This window comes from Butyricimonas sp. RTP31003st1_G1_RTP31003_210430 (genome assembly GCF_040920905.1).
In the GTDB taxonomy this organism is placed as follows: Bacteria; Bacteroidota; Bacteroidia; order Bacteroidales; family Marinifilaceae; genus Butyricimonas; species Butyricimonas paravirosa.
On sequence record NZ_JBCOSQ010000043.1, the window covers coordinates 15296 to 32404 of the forward strand.

Below are 17109 nucleotides of genomic sequence, written 5' to 3' on the forward strand. Positions count from 1 at the left end.
TTTGCAGTTTTTAGAATGAGAATTGAATCATGGCTTGTAATAAAGTCTCGTTACCTTCCGTTACGATGCTATTCACGTTCTTGCTTCCCGGTTCGGCATCCACGAACACGACGGAGGCCTGTACTTTCACCGCGTATGACTTGGTCAGGTATTTGGAAACACCAAATTCATAAAAGTTATTGCGGTTAAAATAAAGTTCGTTATGCAGGAACGAGTTTTTATCCGGGTCGAAATGCGTGTAGCGGGCGTCGATAGACAAGCGGTTTTGGAACATGTACCCCGCTTGAATGTTATACCCGGCTCCCAGCATCATACGGGCTTTCACGTAGTCTTTCATGTTTCCGCTGAAATCGGTGGACGTGGTCCCGTCGTTTCTCACCCGCTGGGTGATTTCACTGGGAACGTGAGCCCAGGTTTTCACGAATTCTCCTAGTACGGAGAAACCCATGTATTTAAAATGGAAGTCTGCACCGAATTTGATGTAATCCGGCAGGGCTTCCTTGTTTTCGTCATTCAGGTAAAGAATGGAACCGCTTTCCCGGCCTCTCCGGTCACTGATTCCCACGTTATAACTAAAAGTTGTACCGACAGAGAGTTTCGGGGTAACTTCCCTTGCCATGTCTCCACCCCGGTTCTCCCCGTATGCCCGGAATAAACCGAAAGGCAGGTAATTGATGCGGGCTCCGTATTTGAGTCCCCCGTGACGACGGGTAAACGTGGCACTACCGTCACCGTCAGTGATAACAATAGAGGGACGAAGGTATGCCGTATGACCGATGCGGAATGATCCGTCAACGAAAAGACCTACTTCCCGGATGGACCCGAAGTAAGAGGATAGTTTGCTGCGATCCACGAGTTGTAAGGTATTTGAAGTGATTCCGAGTTCGCGGTTATCGGTTGGCGTGGATTTTTGTCCGAAACTTAAAGTAAGTCCTTTCACGGGTTTGTAGGCAATAAAGGCATCCAGTAACATACCGCTTAATTCACCGTCACCCCCGTTGGCTTGTGCAAAGTCGGTTTGTAAACGGTAGCTGACTTTACCACCCCACGCGTCTCCGGAGAGGCGTAGGCGTAAACGTCTCATACGAAAACGGGAGTAGAACTGATCGTCTCCCTCGTATTTACGGGTTTCAAACGTGGTTTGCAAGAAACCTCTCAAGTTTATATTATATCCACCATCCGGGGCAGAGAAAGTGATCCCGTCTCCCAAACGGTATTTATTCACGATGATCTTGGCTGCATCGGAATCTGCTGTTAAAGTTTCTGTGTCACTATCTTCGGAATCCGTTTCCTGAGAAAAAGCGGGGAACCACAGAATCAAGATGAACAGCATGACTATGAACTTATATTTTTTCATCTTTTTAATTTCAAGTTATCTATTCAAAATTTCCAGCCTTGACTAATTTTCCTCCCTGCATCCACACGGTACCGCCCACGATTACATTTTGCAGGTTCAAGTCATTGTCAAAGAAACACAGGTCGGCATCGTAATCCGGGGCGATACGTCCTTTCGTCCGTAGGGTCATGTTTTTAGCCGGATTCGTTGTAACCGGGCGAATGGCATCCTCTATGGGCATACCGCCTTCTTTTACCAGTTTCTGTACTTGTTGTAAATTCAGATGTAAGGGAGCTTTGTAGAAAATGAGATTTCCGGTTTCCGGGTCTTTTTTACTCATTCCCGCGTTTCCGTCACTACTGAAGGTCATTTGTTCGATTGACACGCCTTTTTCCAACCCGTGTAATAGAATCTTGTACGGTTCATCGAACTTGGTCCCACCCGTGGATATATCGATGATTCCTCCTAAAGAGGCAAATTCAATGGCCTCTTCGAAAAGTGCTGTCGTTCGTCCCACGTGAGTCGGGGAGATGTGCTTTACCAAAGTCGGGTATTCCCGTGCAATTTCCAGGAGAATCTGCATCCGGGAAGGTAAGGCGCCTAGGTGGATGTGCAGAACCCCTCCTTTGCCGGAAGTCAAACCGCCCACGTGTACTTGGTTGATTAGGCGTAGTAACTCCTGTTTCGTGGGGAATGAACACCGTTCGTCGCTGATGGCTACTTTACAACCGATAATCTTGTCGATAAACAACATATCTTCCGCAACGCTTTGCATGATGGTTTTGGGTGGTACTGCAAAATAGCTTGTGAGCATATATGCCCCGATACCGTATTGCTCTAACGATTTACACTTGGCGTAGAGCGTGGTTAATTCTTTTGTGATCCCGTCTGTTCCCAGCATACCGACAACCGTGGTTGTTCCACAGCGAATCAGTTCACTCGGTTGTACTTCCGGGGTGATGGAAAAGTAGCCGCTTTTCCCTCCGGCACCGATAATGTGCATGTGTTGATCGATGAAACCGGGGGTCACGATCAAGCCCCCGGCATCGATCATAGAGTGTTTTACACCCGTTAAATCAATCTGATCGTCAATCATAACGATTTTCCCGTTACACACGAGCAGATCTTTTATCCCCAATTTTTCAGGGGCATATATATTTGCGTTCTTTATGATTGTTATATTCATATTTTAAGCAATAAAAAAGTGATAAATTAGCATGACAACCATCGTGAATGATAACGGGATCAGATTCCGGCGGGCCAGATCGAACGAAGATACACCCGCGATTTCCGATATTGCAATGATCACACCCGCGATGGGGGAGGCTGCCCGCCCCATACTGGAGGCCAACTGCATGGGTAGGATCATGTGAACCCCTTCAACTCCCACTTTTGCCGCGATAGACGGCACGAGTGGACCGAAAGAGAAGAATGATGCGTTACCACTTCCCATGAGCATGGAGGCTGCGAAGATGAGTAATGTCATCAATATGGCGATCCCTGCACCGGAAAAACCGATGTGTTGTGAAAGCATCACGAGTGAATCGATAAACCCTAGGCTGATTAATCCCCTGGAAAAGACTTCTGCCGCCACGATCAACGTGATGACTGTGGCAAATACTTTTCCCATCCCGTCCCAGAACGTTTTGATGGATGCAAATACTTGTTTGATATTGCGTTGACGAATGAATTCAAAAACGATGGCAACGAAGAATGACATCAGCATGGCTGTTGTTGTGTCGAGTTCTACCGAAAAACTGAATAGCTGGATATATTTGGAGAACACGATCAACAGAATCAGAGGTAATACCGGGAGAATGGCATAGATTAACGGAACGTCAACCTTGAAATCTTCCTGTTTCACTTCTTCTGTTTGTTTCTTCAAAGCGTCTTTTTTGTCGTAATAGCGATTACTGAAATAATACACGATCATGAGCAGTATCGTCATAGGGATCGTCAGCGGCATTTGATGTTCTATAAAGTACATCACGTTATTCATTCCCACGAGTTCCGATGCCCGGGCCGTGTTGGCCGATGCCGGACCCATGTCGAATACCGTGCAGGCTGAAATCACCGATACGGCGGATAGTTTACTGACTCCCAGGCTTACCAGTACGGGGTAGATGGATGCTACTAACAATAACCCCAAACCCGTGGCCGAGGGGGTACAGATAAACAGAAGTTGTCCGATAGGGATCACTAGCGATGCTGCCAGATAGGGGTACTTCCGGAAGATGGATAGCGGTTGCATGGAAACATATACCAGAGCATCACTTGCTTTGATTTGTTTCATGTAAGCCACGAATCCCCCGATGGTCATAATCATCAGTCCCACGCCCGCACCTTTCTCGCTGAATATTTCTTGTATCACCTTGAAAAGGTCGAACTCTTTTAGTCCCGTGGCATTTTTCAGTTCCGGGATGTCAAATCCCAAGATTAAGGCCAATGTCAACATGGCCAGTCCACTGAAAAGTAATACCGCTTGGGCGTGATACTTCTTAAACAGCCAATAAGCTGTCAAGGCGATGAATTGAATGGATATAAGTGCTCCTATGTAAATCATGATTGTAATTATTTCTGTACTCCGTCAGCGGTAGATAAATTATCATATATTTCAGCCGGAATTGTAAACGGCGTTCCCGGATTCTCACTTAATTTTATGGAAGTCAATTTAGTATTCTTCGATAAATCGATACTTTCCAGTTTATTATTTATGAGATCAAGAGTTGTTAATTCTAGGTTTTTACTTAATTCTATCGTGATTAATTTTTGGGAATCAGATGCTTGTGTGCTTGCTTTGCATCTTAAAGTTTTTAGTTTCGTGTTCTTTGTGACGTCTAAAGAACTTATTTTGTTATTATTTAAATCTAAAGTTTCCAAGTTTATCAATGTAGATACATCTATTTCGGTGACGTTATTAGTTACTAACGTTAAAGACGTAATCCCTGTGAAGAATTGTATTCCATCCAAATCAGTTAATTTATCTTTGGCGGTGCTTAATCCCGCATTCTCTAATTCAGTTGGAATTTTCCCGTTTTTGGAGAGATTTAGTTCTCCCGTATATGAGGCTGCTTTTTTCTTGTCTATTTTATAAGAACCGTTTTCTTCAACCACGATACCCTTACCTTCGAGACGATAATTTAAATATTCTCCCAAAACTTTATTCGGAATAATATAGTATTCGTCAGTTACCGGGGGTGTTGGGACATCACCGCCTTCAACACCGTCTTTTGTCGTTAGGTTGTTATAAATTTCTTCTGGAATTGTAAACGGTGCACCGGGATTATCTGATAACGATACCGAGGTAAGTTTTTTATTTTGTGATAAATCTATATTTGTTAATTCGTGAACACGCAGATCGAGGGAGGTTAATTCCGTGTTTTTTGATAGGTCGATAGAGGTCAGTTTTTGTCCTTCTGCCGCTTCACCGCTACCACGATAATTGAAGGTCACGAGCTTCGTGTTATGGGTTAAATCCAAAGAACCTACTTTATTAAAGTTCATTTTCAGTTCGGTTAAATTAACCAGTTTACTTATATCGAGTGACGTGATATTATTGGACGTGAGTGCAAGGGAATTAAGTCCGGTAAGGAATTGGATTCCATCAACATCTTGAATCTTGTCTGCGGCTGTAGTTAATCCGGCTTTTTGCAGTTTTGTGATAGACGCCTCTGTTTTACTGAGATTAATATCTCCTGTAAATTCTTTGGATTCTACCGTGTCAATGACGTATGAGGTCACTGCATTTCCGTCTTCCGTCGTGGTTTGGGAATAAACACCTGTCACTTTCAGGTATTTTAAATACTCCCCGAAAGCGTTATCTTTAATAGTATAAAGATTGCTTTTGTCATCCGGACCGGAGTCTTCGGTAAATGATACGTCATCTGTCGTGCAGGCTTGAAAAGCGAGCAGGGACAAAATGAATGCAACGCATAGATGTTTTGTTTTCATAGTGAACTGATATTTATAATTAATGATTTTAATTCATTTTACCATCAACAAATTTATCCCCGAAGGGTAAACAGATCGATAAATAATCTGCTAACAAATCATTAATTATTGCTTTTTTTCAGTTATTGATGTTGTTTTTCAAGACAAAAGTACGTTTTAGCATTAAAAATTCATGTATAAGAAGAAAAAATAGAATTAAATAGTAATTTTGAATTTGTGAATGATATATGACATGAGGATGAAAATATATGGGTTAATCATTATTGCTCTTTTGATGGGTGCCTGTTCTTCGGACAAGCCTTCTAAAAAGTGTATTTACCCGGCAGGAGATTTATTTTTCAGTAAGGAAAAGGCAAGTTGGAGTGAGGTATATATCGATAAGGAGTATGCCGACACGGTGCTGGTGTACAATCCCACGAAAGCGGGGATTCGTCTGGAAGGCTTTAATCATTTCCCGGAGATCACCTGTCGGAAGATCGGACACTCCGAACAGGATTGGAATTTAGGAGGATATACCGTAGAACCCGGAACTTGTGACACGTTAATCGTGACGTTACGTTTAAAGAATGAGTCCATGTTAGGTAATTATTATAACGTGATGCGTTTCATGATAAACGGGGAGGTGGATTACGATTACGGGTTTATGATTGATGTGCCTGTACGGGAGGATTTTGCACATTGGAGTGAAGAGGAAAAAGCACAAGCCCCTCATTTCATGGTGGATTCGACGGAACGTGATTTTGGAACACTTCGGGAAGGAGAGGAGGCCAAGATGATTTTTAAAATCCAAAATGTTGGAGAACGTAACTTGATCATCCGTAAAATAGAAACCACTTGCGGTTGTACTGCGGTACTCCCTAGTCAACGTGTTCTTCTGCCCGGTAAAGAAATGGACTTGAATGTCATCTTCCACTCAGCCGGAAGAAACGGTAAACAACGTAAAGTCATCACTCTCTTTTGTAACGATCCCCGTCAACCCACGATCCAGTTGATTGTGAAAGGTGAAATAAACTAAAGATAGGGTATGATTTTATTGATTATCTTTGTTCGAGTAAAAAGGAGATAGAAATGGAATTACGAACAGAAAATGTGACGAGATACATCATGCCTTTATGGGAGGGCGGTTCATTGCCGGCGTTAGCGGAGGCAGAGGATGAATTCAAGTACGTGGTGAAATTCCGGGGTGCTGGGCATGGCACGAAGGCTTTAATAGCTGAGTTGATCGGAGGGGAGATTGCCCGTGTCTTGGGATTACGAGTGCCGGAGCTGGTTTTTCTACAACTGGATGAGGCTTTCGGTCAGGCGGAGGGAGATGAGGAAATACAGGATTTGTTGAAAGCGAGCCGGGGATTAAATCTCGGGTTGCACTTTTTATCCGGGGCTCTTGCATTTGATCCCACGGTAAACGTGATTGATGCGGAACTGGCCTCGAAAATCGTTTGGTTGGATGCGTTACTGACGAATATTGATCGCACGGTTCGTAACACGAACCTATTGATGTGGCACAAGGAGTTATGGCTAATAGATCACGGTTCGTCTCTCTATTTTCATTATTCCTGGACGAATTGGCAGAAACACGCATTGAGTCCTTTCGCGGAGGTAAAAAATCATGTTTTATTGCCTCGGGCAAGCCAGTTGGCAGAAGTCGATGCCGGACTGAAAGCTCGATTGACCCCGGAAAAGATAAGGGAAATCGTGGCGTTGATCCCGGAGGATTGGTTGAATTGGGATGATCTGGGTATTACAAATCAAGAAATACGGGAGACATATGTTCGTTTTTTAACGGAACGGGTTGCACATTCGGAAATATTTATAAAAGAAGCACAACATGCCAGAGAGATACTTGTATGAATATGCCGTTATTCGGGTTGTCCCGCGGGTGGAACGGGAAGAATTTATTAACGTGGGGATCATTTTGTTCTCCAAACGGAAAAAGTTTCTGCGGGCGAAGTATGTGCTTCACGAGGAAAAATTAAGGATGCTATTTCCGGAAATCGATATAGAGGAGATTCGGGTGAACCTGCAAATTTTCGATCGAATCTGTTCCGGTTCCCGTGATGGCGGACCGATTGCCGGGTTGGATGTTCCGGAGCGTTTTCGTTGGCTGACGGCTGTTCGTAGCACGATTATCCAAACCTCTCGTCCGCATCCCGGTTTTCTGACGGATCCGGATGCTACTTTTGATAAGTTATTTGACGAGTTTGTGAGGTAGATATATAGAGAGAATAGGTAGAGAATTTCCACCTATTCTTGAAACACACACTTGAAGGATTATTTCACGATAATGGTAAAACAATCGTTCACATCTTTAGAATATCCCTCGTTTTTGAAATTCAATGAAATTAAATAATGTCCCGTGGGAATATCATGTTCTAAAGGCACTTCGAAGGTCCCGTCACCATATACTTTCAAGTATTCCCACATCTTTTCGGCATTTCCCGTTGTCGTTTTGATGTCTTTTATGGAAACGTATATTTGGGTAGTTCCGTCCACTCCTTCAATCGGGTTACTTACCCATGGCGTGCCCCATTGAGCCCGTTGGTAATCTTCTCCAGCACCGACTTCTATAATTTGAGTGGGTAAGATACCCCAACTGATCAATAGTTCCGGGGTGTAATATTCCGGGTCTTCTGCCAGTAATTCATAGTAAAGCGGGTTATCCACTTCTTCTAATTGAGGGGGAGTGGTGTCCAGTTCTTTTTTAACGACCATCGTGTCGGGATTATAACCGGCATCTTCTGTTTGCAAAAAGCCGATCGTTACGTCTTGGCAGCTCGATCCCAGATAGGTCGCAAGAACGAATATTCCCAATATGATTAGATTCTTCATGATTTTAAATTTTAAGTTCCACGTTAGATTTTACCTAACACATAATTGTAATTCAATGCGTGTACTACCCCGTTTAGCGGTTGAATATCCGGGGAGGCTAATGGAACCATTTCCATGACATCAAACGAGTATAAGTACATGAAAATTGCTCCGGCATCCTTAACACCACCATAATCTGTTTTTTCTCGGTAAGCCCGTAATTTGTTCCCACTTTCGCAGGTAAAATCTGTTCCTCCGGTTTGTTCTTCTGATTCAATTTCGTAATCCCGGTCTCGGAAAGCAATTCCATCTTTCAAATGTTTACCTTTAATAACGTGGCGCAATACCATTTCCCTACACCAATCTTTGTCGAGTGCTTGAACGAGATGTTCCGGATGATTTTTTTCATCTTCTGAGAGCGTTCTCCAACGATCAGGCTCTCCGGGAAATTGTTCTTTTCCGGAAGCTTTATCCCACACGTAACGAAGAATGGACAAGGAAGGGGGAGCGAAGAACGTGATTTCTTTGTAATTCGGATCTTTCCCCTCGAAAAGTTGGGTGAGGTCCGCCCTTTCAATTAATTCTACGGTTAATTTCCAGTTGGCCGTGTCTTTCTGTAAATATTCCATGATGCTGCAATCGTGATAGGGTGAACTGATACCGGAATCAAACCAGTCTTGTTTTGTATCACAGGCGGAAAGTCCCGCGAGAATCAGAAAGTATACCCATATATTTATTCCTGTTTTCATGATATGTTCATTTTTATTTGTGTTCTTTTATTGTCTTTTTAGCCAATAGGTATTCTGCCTCATTAATGGATTATCCCAGTATAAGGTGTTTTCCAATGCATTAAAAAATACACCGTCAACCACGTCTTGGTCAGAAACATTTCGGAAGTTTCCGTAAAGTTCCGTTTTGTAGTACCCGTTCCGTAATACATCAAAATAGCGGGTTCCTTCCATCAATAATTCTTTTTCTCGTTCTTTGAATATGGCGTAGCGTAGATTGCCGTCATACTCGGATTCATTGTAACGTTTGGCTTTTGCCCGATCGCGGATTTTGTTCAAGTCGGCGATAGCTCCTGCCCGGTCGTTTAATCTGGCCCGACATTCTGCGCGTAATAGATAGATGTCAGCTAGTCGCCACCATGTTTTGTTTTGATCAAAGTTGATGAATTTTCCGGCCATGTACCCGTCCGTGGCCACCCGGGCGTAACGCCATTTGTAGGGATAGGCGTATCCTCCGGTAATCTCTTCGTCTTCTTGTTCCATCGTTTCGAACTCGTAAAACCAAGCATTCCGGCGCAAATCGGTGACAGGGGTACCTCCATCGGTGTAGTCCTGAAACATTTCCCGGACGGTTGAATTTAATATTCGGTACATTGTTTTTTTGTTGTCTCCGATTTTTTTACCGGGAATAGCCGGGTAAGCCTCGTAGCGTTGGCCTAGGTTAGTCATGTTACTTTCTGTCATTTCATCAAATTCATTCCAATATCCTCGAAATACGCTTTCGAAAATACATTCCTTGCCCCCGTCCACGAATGTTTTGGTACAAACTTCGTCAGGTGTTGATTCTAAATCATAAATATCCTGTCTATTGATAATTGCCGTACAAGCTGTATCAACCATTCGCCATAATAGTTGTTCATCATAGTCCCGGTCTTGCGGTTGTGCCATGTATTTACATCCGGCTTTCCAAGCGCATAGATGGGCCAACACGGCGTTGGCTGCTCCCTTGCATGGGCGAGCCCGGTGGGTTACGGTGGCTCCGTTGGATTCTTTCAATTCGTTCCATTCCGGGAGAAGACGCACGGCTTCCTTTGCTAAAGTTATTGCGTAATCTGTCACCTTGGGCCAGTTCGTTTTACCGATAGGTTTTAGTTCTACTTCATCTTGGATCATGACACAATCTCCCCAGCGACGAACTAGATCTAGGTAAACGAATGCTTTGAAAAAAGCGATCTCACCCCTGTAAAAATTCCGTCTTTCTTGTGGCATATCGACTTTGTTAAGATAGGGTAAAGCAACATTGGCTGCTGCAATTACGTTGTAATTCCAAACCCATTGTGCGACATACGCTTCGGGATCTTCTTCTCTTAAAAAGTCATAGGAATCACTATGGCGATAGTCTGAATATTCTCCTCGCATTTCCGGTGAGTACGGGGCCGAGGTCATGTTTACTCGTAAACTTTGTTCTGCCCCGAATAAGGCTGCTTCTATGTCTTTTTCCGTGTCGAAGGCGTTTTCAAAGGTGACCGAGTTTTCCGGTTTTAATTCCACCCACTCTTCGCAAGCATACATCATGAATGTTCCGATTAGCGTTAAAAATAAGTATCGTTTTTTCATCGCTTAAAATTTCAATGTTAAACCTAATGTTAATTTGCGAGCTAAGGGGTAGGAACTCCCCACGTCTTCACCATTGCGGATGTCTACGATTTCAGGTTCAATACCGGAGTAATTGGTGAACGTGTGTAGATTTTCCCCGCTGGCAAAGATCCTCAACTCGTCTAGCCCGCATTTCTGCATCCATGCTTTGGGCAATGTGTAACCGATAGATACTGTTTTTATTTTCAGCCAGTTGACCTTTTCAACTCTTCGATCGACATATCGTCCACCCCATAAGTAGGTATCCCAATCATATTGCCATCTAGGGAAGTCCGGATTATCTCCGGGTTTCTCCCAGAAAGATACTTTGTTTAAGTTCATGACAATGGCCGGGTATTCTGCCGCACCAAAACCAGATAGGCACCTCGTTTGGGTGATGTTCAACATGTGTCGTCCTAATTGGAAACTTAATAGGATATTCACATCGAAATTTTTCCATTGGAATTCATTCACGATTCCCCCGGAGACTTTCGGTAAAGCACTTCCACAATATACCTCATCGTCAAAAGCATTTATTTTACGATTTCCATCTACGTCAATGAATTTGTAGTCTCCTGGTTTGTAAAACGTGGAACTTCCCATCTCGGAGGCTAAAGGAGCTTTTATACCTATTTGGTTGTAAAAAACGGGGACTTCATCCTGATAATCTATATACCCGTCTGTTTTCAAGGCGTATATCCCGTTTAGTGATTTTCCGATGATTCTGACTCCATCAAGATCTTTTCCGGTATAGGATTTTTCGAAGCGATTCCAGTTGCGGGCAGCGTTCACGGATATTTTCCAATATAAATCGGACTTCCTGAATATTTCGTATTTGACCATGACTTCCAATCCTTCATTGGAAACGGCTGCTGCATTCTGCCATTGCATACCATATCCGGTGTTAATCCCGGCACTAGGTAAGCGAACCCGGTCTAGTAATTTGTCTGTATAGCGGTAGTAATAATCAATCGTGATACCTAAACGGTGATCAAACATATCTAAATCTAGCCCGAAATCATACTGATCCGTTTCTTCCCAAGATAATTTGTCATTATAAAGTCCGTCATCCCATTGTGGTTCGATATAACTATTTCCAAGATAAGATGTATTCCCAACGTTCATGATCCCCAATGCCAGATAATTCTGGGAAAAGTGCATCCCGGAACGTCCCCAACTGGCCCGGATTTTTCCAAAAGATACCCATCCGAGATTGTCTCTCACGAAAGGTTCTTCCGAAAAACTCCATGCTGCGGCTACGGATGGGAAAGTTCCCCAGCGGTTGTTTTTCCCGAAAGTGGAACTCCCGTCGCGTCGGATACTGGCAGAAAAAAGGTATTTTTCCCGAAAACCGTATTCTAAACGGGCAAAATAGGATACCAGTGTTTTTTCCTGCATATCGGACTGGTAATCTTTAAGCGCCCGGATTTCCGTGTAATCTCCCCAGCCGACGGTTTCCAGATCGGGCATACCGTAAGGTGCGTAGTAAATTTTGTCACTTGGGGATTTTCGGGCTGATCCCCCGTTGTATTCTTCTTGATCATATTGGTAGGAAAAACCTGCCATAAATTCAATGTTATGATCTTCATGAATTGTTTTTTTGTAACTTAATAGGTTTTCATTCAACACCATCAGGTTGATCCCAGTTTCCCCGATGGAGATGGAATTGTTGTCGCTCGCTATGTACGAAGGGGAGAAATAATTTCTTCGACTTATGGCATAGTCTGCGGCTAGAGAACTGGAAATATTCAATCCGTCAATAATATCGTACCCTAGACGAAAATTACTACGTAGACGGATAGCTCGATTAGTTTCTTTCGTTCCCCTGTATGCTTTCAGAACTTCCTGCCACACGACAGATTTTTCACCGGGAAGTAAAGATGAAAGTTTATATGGCTCTCCGGGAATGGTTTCGATAGGGACTAAAGCTCCGCTAAAGCGTAGGTGGTCGTCGGCACTGGATGATGCCCTTTTCTTTTGTGCCAGTGAGGCGTTGAAACGAATGTCAACACTTAGTCTGGGGACAGGGATGACACTCATGTTAGAATTTAAATCGATTCGTTTGAATCCGGTGCCTTTGAAAACACCTGTTTCATTGTAATATCCTAACCCGATGCCGTATGTGATTCTTTCACTTCCACCATACGCTTGTATATTCGCATTCGTGATTTTTCCAGTTTCGAAATAAATAGGGAAATAATTCGTGGAGTGATTGTAGAATGAGTTCAGACTATCTTGATATATACTCCCGTTTCCTTCCGGCATGTTGTTTTTATCTGGGTACCAGAAACCGTTATAGGAACCTTGCGTGTTTTCATATTGTTCTGCCAGACTTTGGGGGTATTTGTAACTGTTGGTCTTCTTGTCCAGGTAGGCTCTGAAATTGTTTTCCGTACTTTTCAAGCGTAACAATCTTTCAGCCCGTCCTGTCGTCAAGGCCGGGTATTCCGGGAGTGTACTCCATGTTTCTGAAAAATTCACGGAAAAGGTAGCGTCTTGGTTTTGTCTTCCTTTTTTCGTGGTAACGATGATGACCCCGTTAGCCGCTCTTGAGCCGTATATGGCGGCCGAAGAGGCATCTTTCAATATTTGTATGGACTCGATCATATCCGGGTTCAAGTCGGAGAGTAGGTTGGTTCCTGTGATCGGGGAAGTGAACGTGTTTAAAGGTACTCCGTCGATTACCCATAGCGGGTTTGAGAATCTCCGTCCGGCTTCTACATCCAATGAGTTATATCCTCTTACGGTAATAGCCACGTCACCGCCACCGGGGGCCCCGGAAAGATTTGTAATGTCCAGTCCGGCTACACGACCTTGTAAAAGGTTGGCAATGTTACCGGAAGGAATCCCTCTGAATTCTTCTGCTTTTACCACGGAAACGGCGCCTGTCGATTTCCGGCGGGTGGTTGTTCCATAGGCGACAACCACTGTTTCATCCAGTGTTTGAATATCTTCTTCCAGGATGATCCGGAGGGTATCTGTATATTCCGTGAAATTTACTTTTTGGGTTTTAAAGCCCACGAAAGAAAATTCCAATGTTCCTTTGGTTAGCGGGAGTGAAAGTGAAAACCATCCCTTGTTGTTGGTAGCCGTTCCGAGGTTGATATTGGTCAGTTTGACCGTCACGCCCGGAATGGGTTCTTTTTTCTTGTCATAAACCCAACCTTTTAGCGTGATGGACTTTTTCTCGTCCAACGTGTCCATTTTAAGTTTTATGACAATGGCATTGTTTAACACGACGTACTCCAGATTCGTGTTTTTCAAGCACTTTTGTAGAATCTTTTCCACGTCCACTTCTTTTTCGTTCAAATCGATCCCCTTTATCCGGGCAATGTCTTCGTTGTTGTACATGAACGTGAACCGGGTCTGCTGTTTTAACTCCCAAATCACTTCTTCCAGTGATGCGTTTTGTTTTTTGATCGTGACAGTCTGTGCATTCAGGCTAGCAAAAGTCTGAACGACAAAACACGTGAGTAGTAGAAAGGTTAATTTCATACATCTAAAAATTTTTTGCAATTTTCTCTCTAACGGAAAATCACTCTTCCATCTTTTTTTCATACCTTTGAAATGTTTTAATTATAACTAATTAATACAGAGGATCGGGAAATGTTGGCGCAGGCCCCGATCCTTTCTTTATTATCGGGCGTGGATGGTTATGGTGTTGTCCTTGCGGGCGACAACCACTTTACCACTTTCATTAATAATTTCCAATAGATCGTCAATATTCTTGTACCTGTTCAGATTCGTGGAGATTCGGATTTCCTTGGTTTCTGCCGTGGAATAGAATATGGTCATGTTGTACCAGCGTGCGAGGTCATTCATCACGTCTTCCAGACGTTGGTTCCGGAACACGAACATACCTTCAATCCATCCCGTGTAGAGTTCCGTGTCAACCTTTTGTACGGATGTCTTTCCGGTCTCCTTATCGTATCGGAATTGCTCGGATGGGGTTAATTCCACTTGTGCCTGATCGGTGTAAGCCCATACAGAACCTTCGACGAGAGTCGTATGCACGATGGGTTCGGTGGTGTAAGATTTCACGTTGAATTTTGTCCCGGTGACTTTTACTTGCATTTGTTCCGTGTTGACGATAAAGGGCCACTCTGCGGCTTTGTTTACTTCAAAATATCCTTCTCCATCTAGGTATACTTCCCGTTTTTCATCCCCGAATTCTACGGGATACCGTAGCGTCGATTCACAATTCAACCATACTTTTGTGCCGTCTGCTAATGTTACTTGGTAGTCGGCACCAGCCGGAACACGTAATGTGTGATACACGGTTTCTTTTTTTATTTTTTCTGGGGCATTGGTTCCGGTCGTGTATGTTTCCCCTGCATTGCTTTGATAGGAGAGTAGTTTTAACGTGTCATTCGTGATCAACGTTCCGTCCACGGCTTTTTGGTAAATCTTTTCTTGGGATAAATCAAGAACTTCCCCCGTGGAAACGATCAACTGGGCATTTCGTTTTCCCACGTGTTCAATTTGAGCCATAGGGGAAACTGATTTTTTTCCTTTCCCTTGTTGTAACAACAAACCTCCCGCTAAAGCCATCAGCACACATACCCCTGCTACCATGGAATACCATACCCTTCGGTTGATTTTTCTCTTTTCCGGAATGGGGGTATGAGAATCCTTTTGCATTTGTTGCCATAATTTTTGCCATTCCAGTTCCGGTTCTATTTGTTGACCGTATTCTTTTTGCAAAAATGCCATCCGGTTCGTAGTCACTTCCTCGAACAAGTGTTTATTCTCTTCTTCCTGCAACCAGCTCACGAACTCTTCTTGCAGTAGCCGTTCCGGTTCTCGGAGGTGTTCCAGAATGAATTCTATTTTATCCAGTTTTTCTTTCATTTATCTCTGGTTTGATCTTTTACACTATATACACAGGTGAGGTTGAAAAATGGGTGAGTGAAAAATGAAATATTTTCAAAGGAAAATTACAAATGTTGTTACTTCCGATAGATATACCTAATTCTAGGGTTACTTTGGGGTAGTATATGGGTGTATGAATCTTTTTGCTACTTTGTAGATTGTTTGTTAGAGGTTGAAATAGAAATAAGGCAAATGTTATCTTTACTTATGATCTGTTAAAATGGCGGCTATAATCGGGCGATAAGGCGGCGACAATGCGGCGAGAGCGCCTAACAGGCTGGCAATAGTCTGGTAACTCCCTGGTAATTTGCATGATTAAGAGTAGAAAATCCTTATTTAATCCCCAAGGATTCTTTCGCGATAGAGATAAATGAAAGGTTTCAAATGTACAAATTGATATCATGCTTCATATTTTCTCCAAAATTTCCCCAAAGTCATATTCTATTTTCGCCCAAAAAATAGAATAGAATATGAATCGGTTATTATTGTTACTTTCATTTGGCATGGTCAGCCTGCATTCATATGGGCAGGAAGAAAATGGTAGGTCTCTACATTATTATATAGAAACTGCCAAAGAGAATAGCCCACTGATAACGGATTACCGGAATCAAAGGGCGATAGAGCAAACAGAACTTGAACGGTTGAAAGCCATGTACACACATTCCCGGTTGGAGTTGAACGGGGATTATTTGTTTGTACCGATTATCTCAAAGGATGGCGGACGAACGGCTTTCAAATGGAATGCGCGTTCTGCCACAGATTATTACGGGTATGATTTGGGTGAAAGTAGTGGTTCCTTTCATGCCGGAGCGACTTGGACACAACCTCTTTTAGGCAGAGGTTCATACAAGGTTGCGCAAGAGCAAGAAAAAATAAATACGGATATGGCAAACTATCGTATCCGCATGGAGGAACATCAGTTGGAACGTTCTGTCACAGAACAATATCTGCTTTGCCTCCTTGACAGGGCACAAATGGATTTTACGGATTCCGTTGGAGGCATGATTAATCGTCGAATCGAGATTGTTCAAAAGCTGTTTGAAAATGGACTATCCAAACAATCGGATCTGAAACTGCTTGCCATTGAGCGGGAGGCAAATAGGGAATTGTATGCTGCGGCTTGCCAGTCTTACCATACCCATCTGATGGATTTAAATTTACTTTGCGGCATTGATGACACGACAGATGTGGTATTGCCAGATATAAACCTGTTCATCCGGTTACAGGCGGATGGCGAGCAAAGTTTTTTTACCGAGCAATTCCGGTTGGATAGTCTGAATACGGTGGCATCTTTGCGTTCCTTTAACCTGCAATACAAGCCCCGGCTAGATTTGTTTGTGAATGGGGGAATACAAATTGGTGATTTTACCGGATGGTATCGGCATTTCGGGTGGAGTGCCGGATTGACATTTTCATGGACAATTTTCGATGGCAGGCAGAAACGCTGGAAAGAGCATCAAGCTCAGTTACAACAGAATAGTATTCAGGCTTATAAAGATAATTCAGAATATCAAAGAAGTATGAAGATTCGACAATGCCTGTCCGAGTTGAATAGATATGATGAAAGAGAAAGAATGTTGGAAAATCAGGTTGCGGAATATGAATCTGTTCTGTCCGATTACAACAAGGAGATGGTCGTCGGTCAGGTATCAATGTTAGATTATATCACGGTTCTTCGGAATAAGATTCAGACGGAGAAAGACCGTTTGTTGCTCCGGACAAATAAACAGCTTGTTATAGCCGCCTATAATTATTGGAATTGGTAATATTAAATCATCA

Annotated in this window: 13 protein-coding genes; 4 read left to right on the forward strand and 9 right to left on the reverse strand. The window is 43.2% G+C overall.

The window, feature by feature from the left end; translation table 11 throughout:
* Positions 1-10: 10 nt before the first annotated feature.
* The 4 genes from AB5542_RS13615 to AB5542_RS13630 are packed head-to-tail and all read right to left on the reverse strand — an operon-like array spanning position 11 to position 5287.
* On the reverse strand, positions 11-1357 hold the full coding sequence (locus AB5542_RS13615) for a porin (protein ID WP_279039845.1): 1347 nt from the start codon (positions 1355-1357) through the stop codon (positions 11-13).
* Between the two features lie 19 nt (positions 1358-1376).
* Positions 1377-2522 carry a beta-aspartyl-peptidase gene (iadA, locus tag AB5542_RS13620; RefSeq protein ID WP_118302747.1) on the reverse strand — a complete coding sequence of 382 codons (1146 nt, stop codon included), beginning with the start codon at positions 2520-2522 and terminating at the stop codon, positions 1377-1379.
* A 3-nt stretch (positions 2523-2525) separates the two neighbouring features.
* Positions 2526-3899, reverse strand: coding sequence for a C4-dicarboxylate transporter DcuC (gene dcuC, locus AB5542_RS13625; RefSeq protein ID WP_087420000.1), 1374 nt, complete (start codon positions 3897-3899; stop codon positions 2526-2528).
* Positions 3900-3907: 8 nt separating this feature from the next.
* Positions 3908-5287, reverse strand: a complete 1380-nt coding sequence (locus AB5542_RS13630; RefSeq protein WP_279039848.1) for a hypothetical protein — start codon at positions 5285-5287, stop codon at positions 3908-3910.
* A gap of 232 nt (positions 5288-5519) precedes the next feature.
* Here AB5542_RS13630 and AB5542_RS13635 point away from each other — a divergent pair, with 232 nt between their 5' ends.
* From AB5542_RS13635 to AB5542_RS13645, 3 genes are read left to right on the forward strand one after another with little or no spacing between them, the layout of a single operon-like run.
* Positions 5520-6302 (forward strand): DUF1573 domain-containing protein, encoded by a 783-nt coding sequence (locus tag AB5542_RS13635; protein WP_279039849.1) that lies wholly within the window; start codon positions 5520-5522, stop codon positions 6300-6302.
* Between the two features lie 53 nt (positions 6303-6355).
* Positions 6356-7138, forward strand: coding sequence for a HipA family kinase (locus AB5542_RS13640; RefSeq protein WP_279039851.1), 783 nt, complete (start codon positions 6356-6358; stop codon positions 7136-7138).
* Positions 7116-7499 carry a DUF3037 domain-containing protein gene (locus tag AB5542_RS13645; protein WP_279039853.1) on the forward strand — a complete coding sequence of 128 codons (384 nt, stop codon included), beginning with the start codon at positions 7116-7118 and terminating at the stop codon, positions 7497-7499. The genes AB5542_RS13640 and AB5542_RS13645 overlap by 23 nt, the downstream gene beginning before the upstream one ends.
* Positions 7500-7558: 59 nt before the next feature.
* Here AB5542_RS13645 and AB5542_RS13650 read toward each other — a convergent pair whose 3' ends face one another.
* The 5 genes from AB5542_RS13650 to AB5542_RS13670 all read right to left on the reverse strand — a co-directional run bounded on the left by AB5542_RS13650 (position 7559) and on the right by AB5542_RS13670 (position 15309).
* Positions 7559-8116 (reverse strand): hypothetical protein, encoded by a 558-nt coding sequence (locus tag AB5542_RS13650; RefSeq protein WP_279039854.1) that lies wholly within the window; start codon positions 8114-8116, stop codon positions 7559-7561.
* Between the two features lie 23 nt (positions 8117-8139).
* Positions 8140-8844, reverse strand: coding sequence for a hypothetical protein (locus AB5542_RS13655; protein WP_279039855.1), 705 nt, complete (start codon positions 8842-8844; stop codon positions 8140-8142).
* A 27-nt stretch (positions 8845-8871) separates the two neighbouring features.
* Positions 8872-10440, reverse strand: coding sequence for a RagB/SusD family nutrient uptake outer membrane protein (locus tag AB5542_RS13660; protein WP_368243130.1), 1569 nt, complete (start codon positions 10438-10440; stop codon positions 8872-8874).
* Positions 10441-10443: 3 nt separating this feature from the next.
* Positions 10444-13953 (reverse strand): TonB-dependent receptor, encoded by a 3510-nt coding sequence (locus tag AB5542_RS13665; protein WP_368243131.1) that lies wholly within the window; start codon positions 13951-13953, stop codon positions 10444-10446.
* A gap of 141 nt (positions 13954-14094) precedes the next feature.
* Entirely contained in the window at positions 14095-15309 is a 1215-nt protein-coding gene (locus tag AB5542_RS13670; RefSeq protein WP_279039858.1) for a FecR family protein, read from the reverse strand.
* 491 nt (positions 15310-15800) lie between these two features.
* On the opposite strand from AB5542_RS13670, the gene AB5542_RS13675 reads away from it, so the two are divergent.
* Positions 15801-17096 carry a TolC family protein gene (locus AB5542_RS13675; protein WP_279039859.1) on the forward strand — a complete coding sequence of 432 codons (1296 nt, stop codon included), beginning with the start codon at positions 15801-15803 and terminating at the stop codon, positions 17094-17096.
* Positions 17097-17109: the final 13 nt, after the last annotated feature.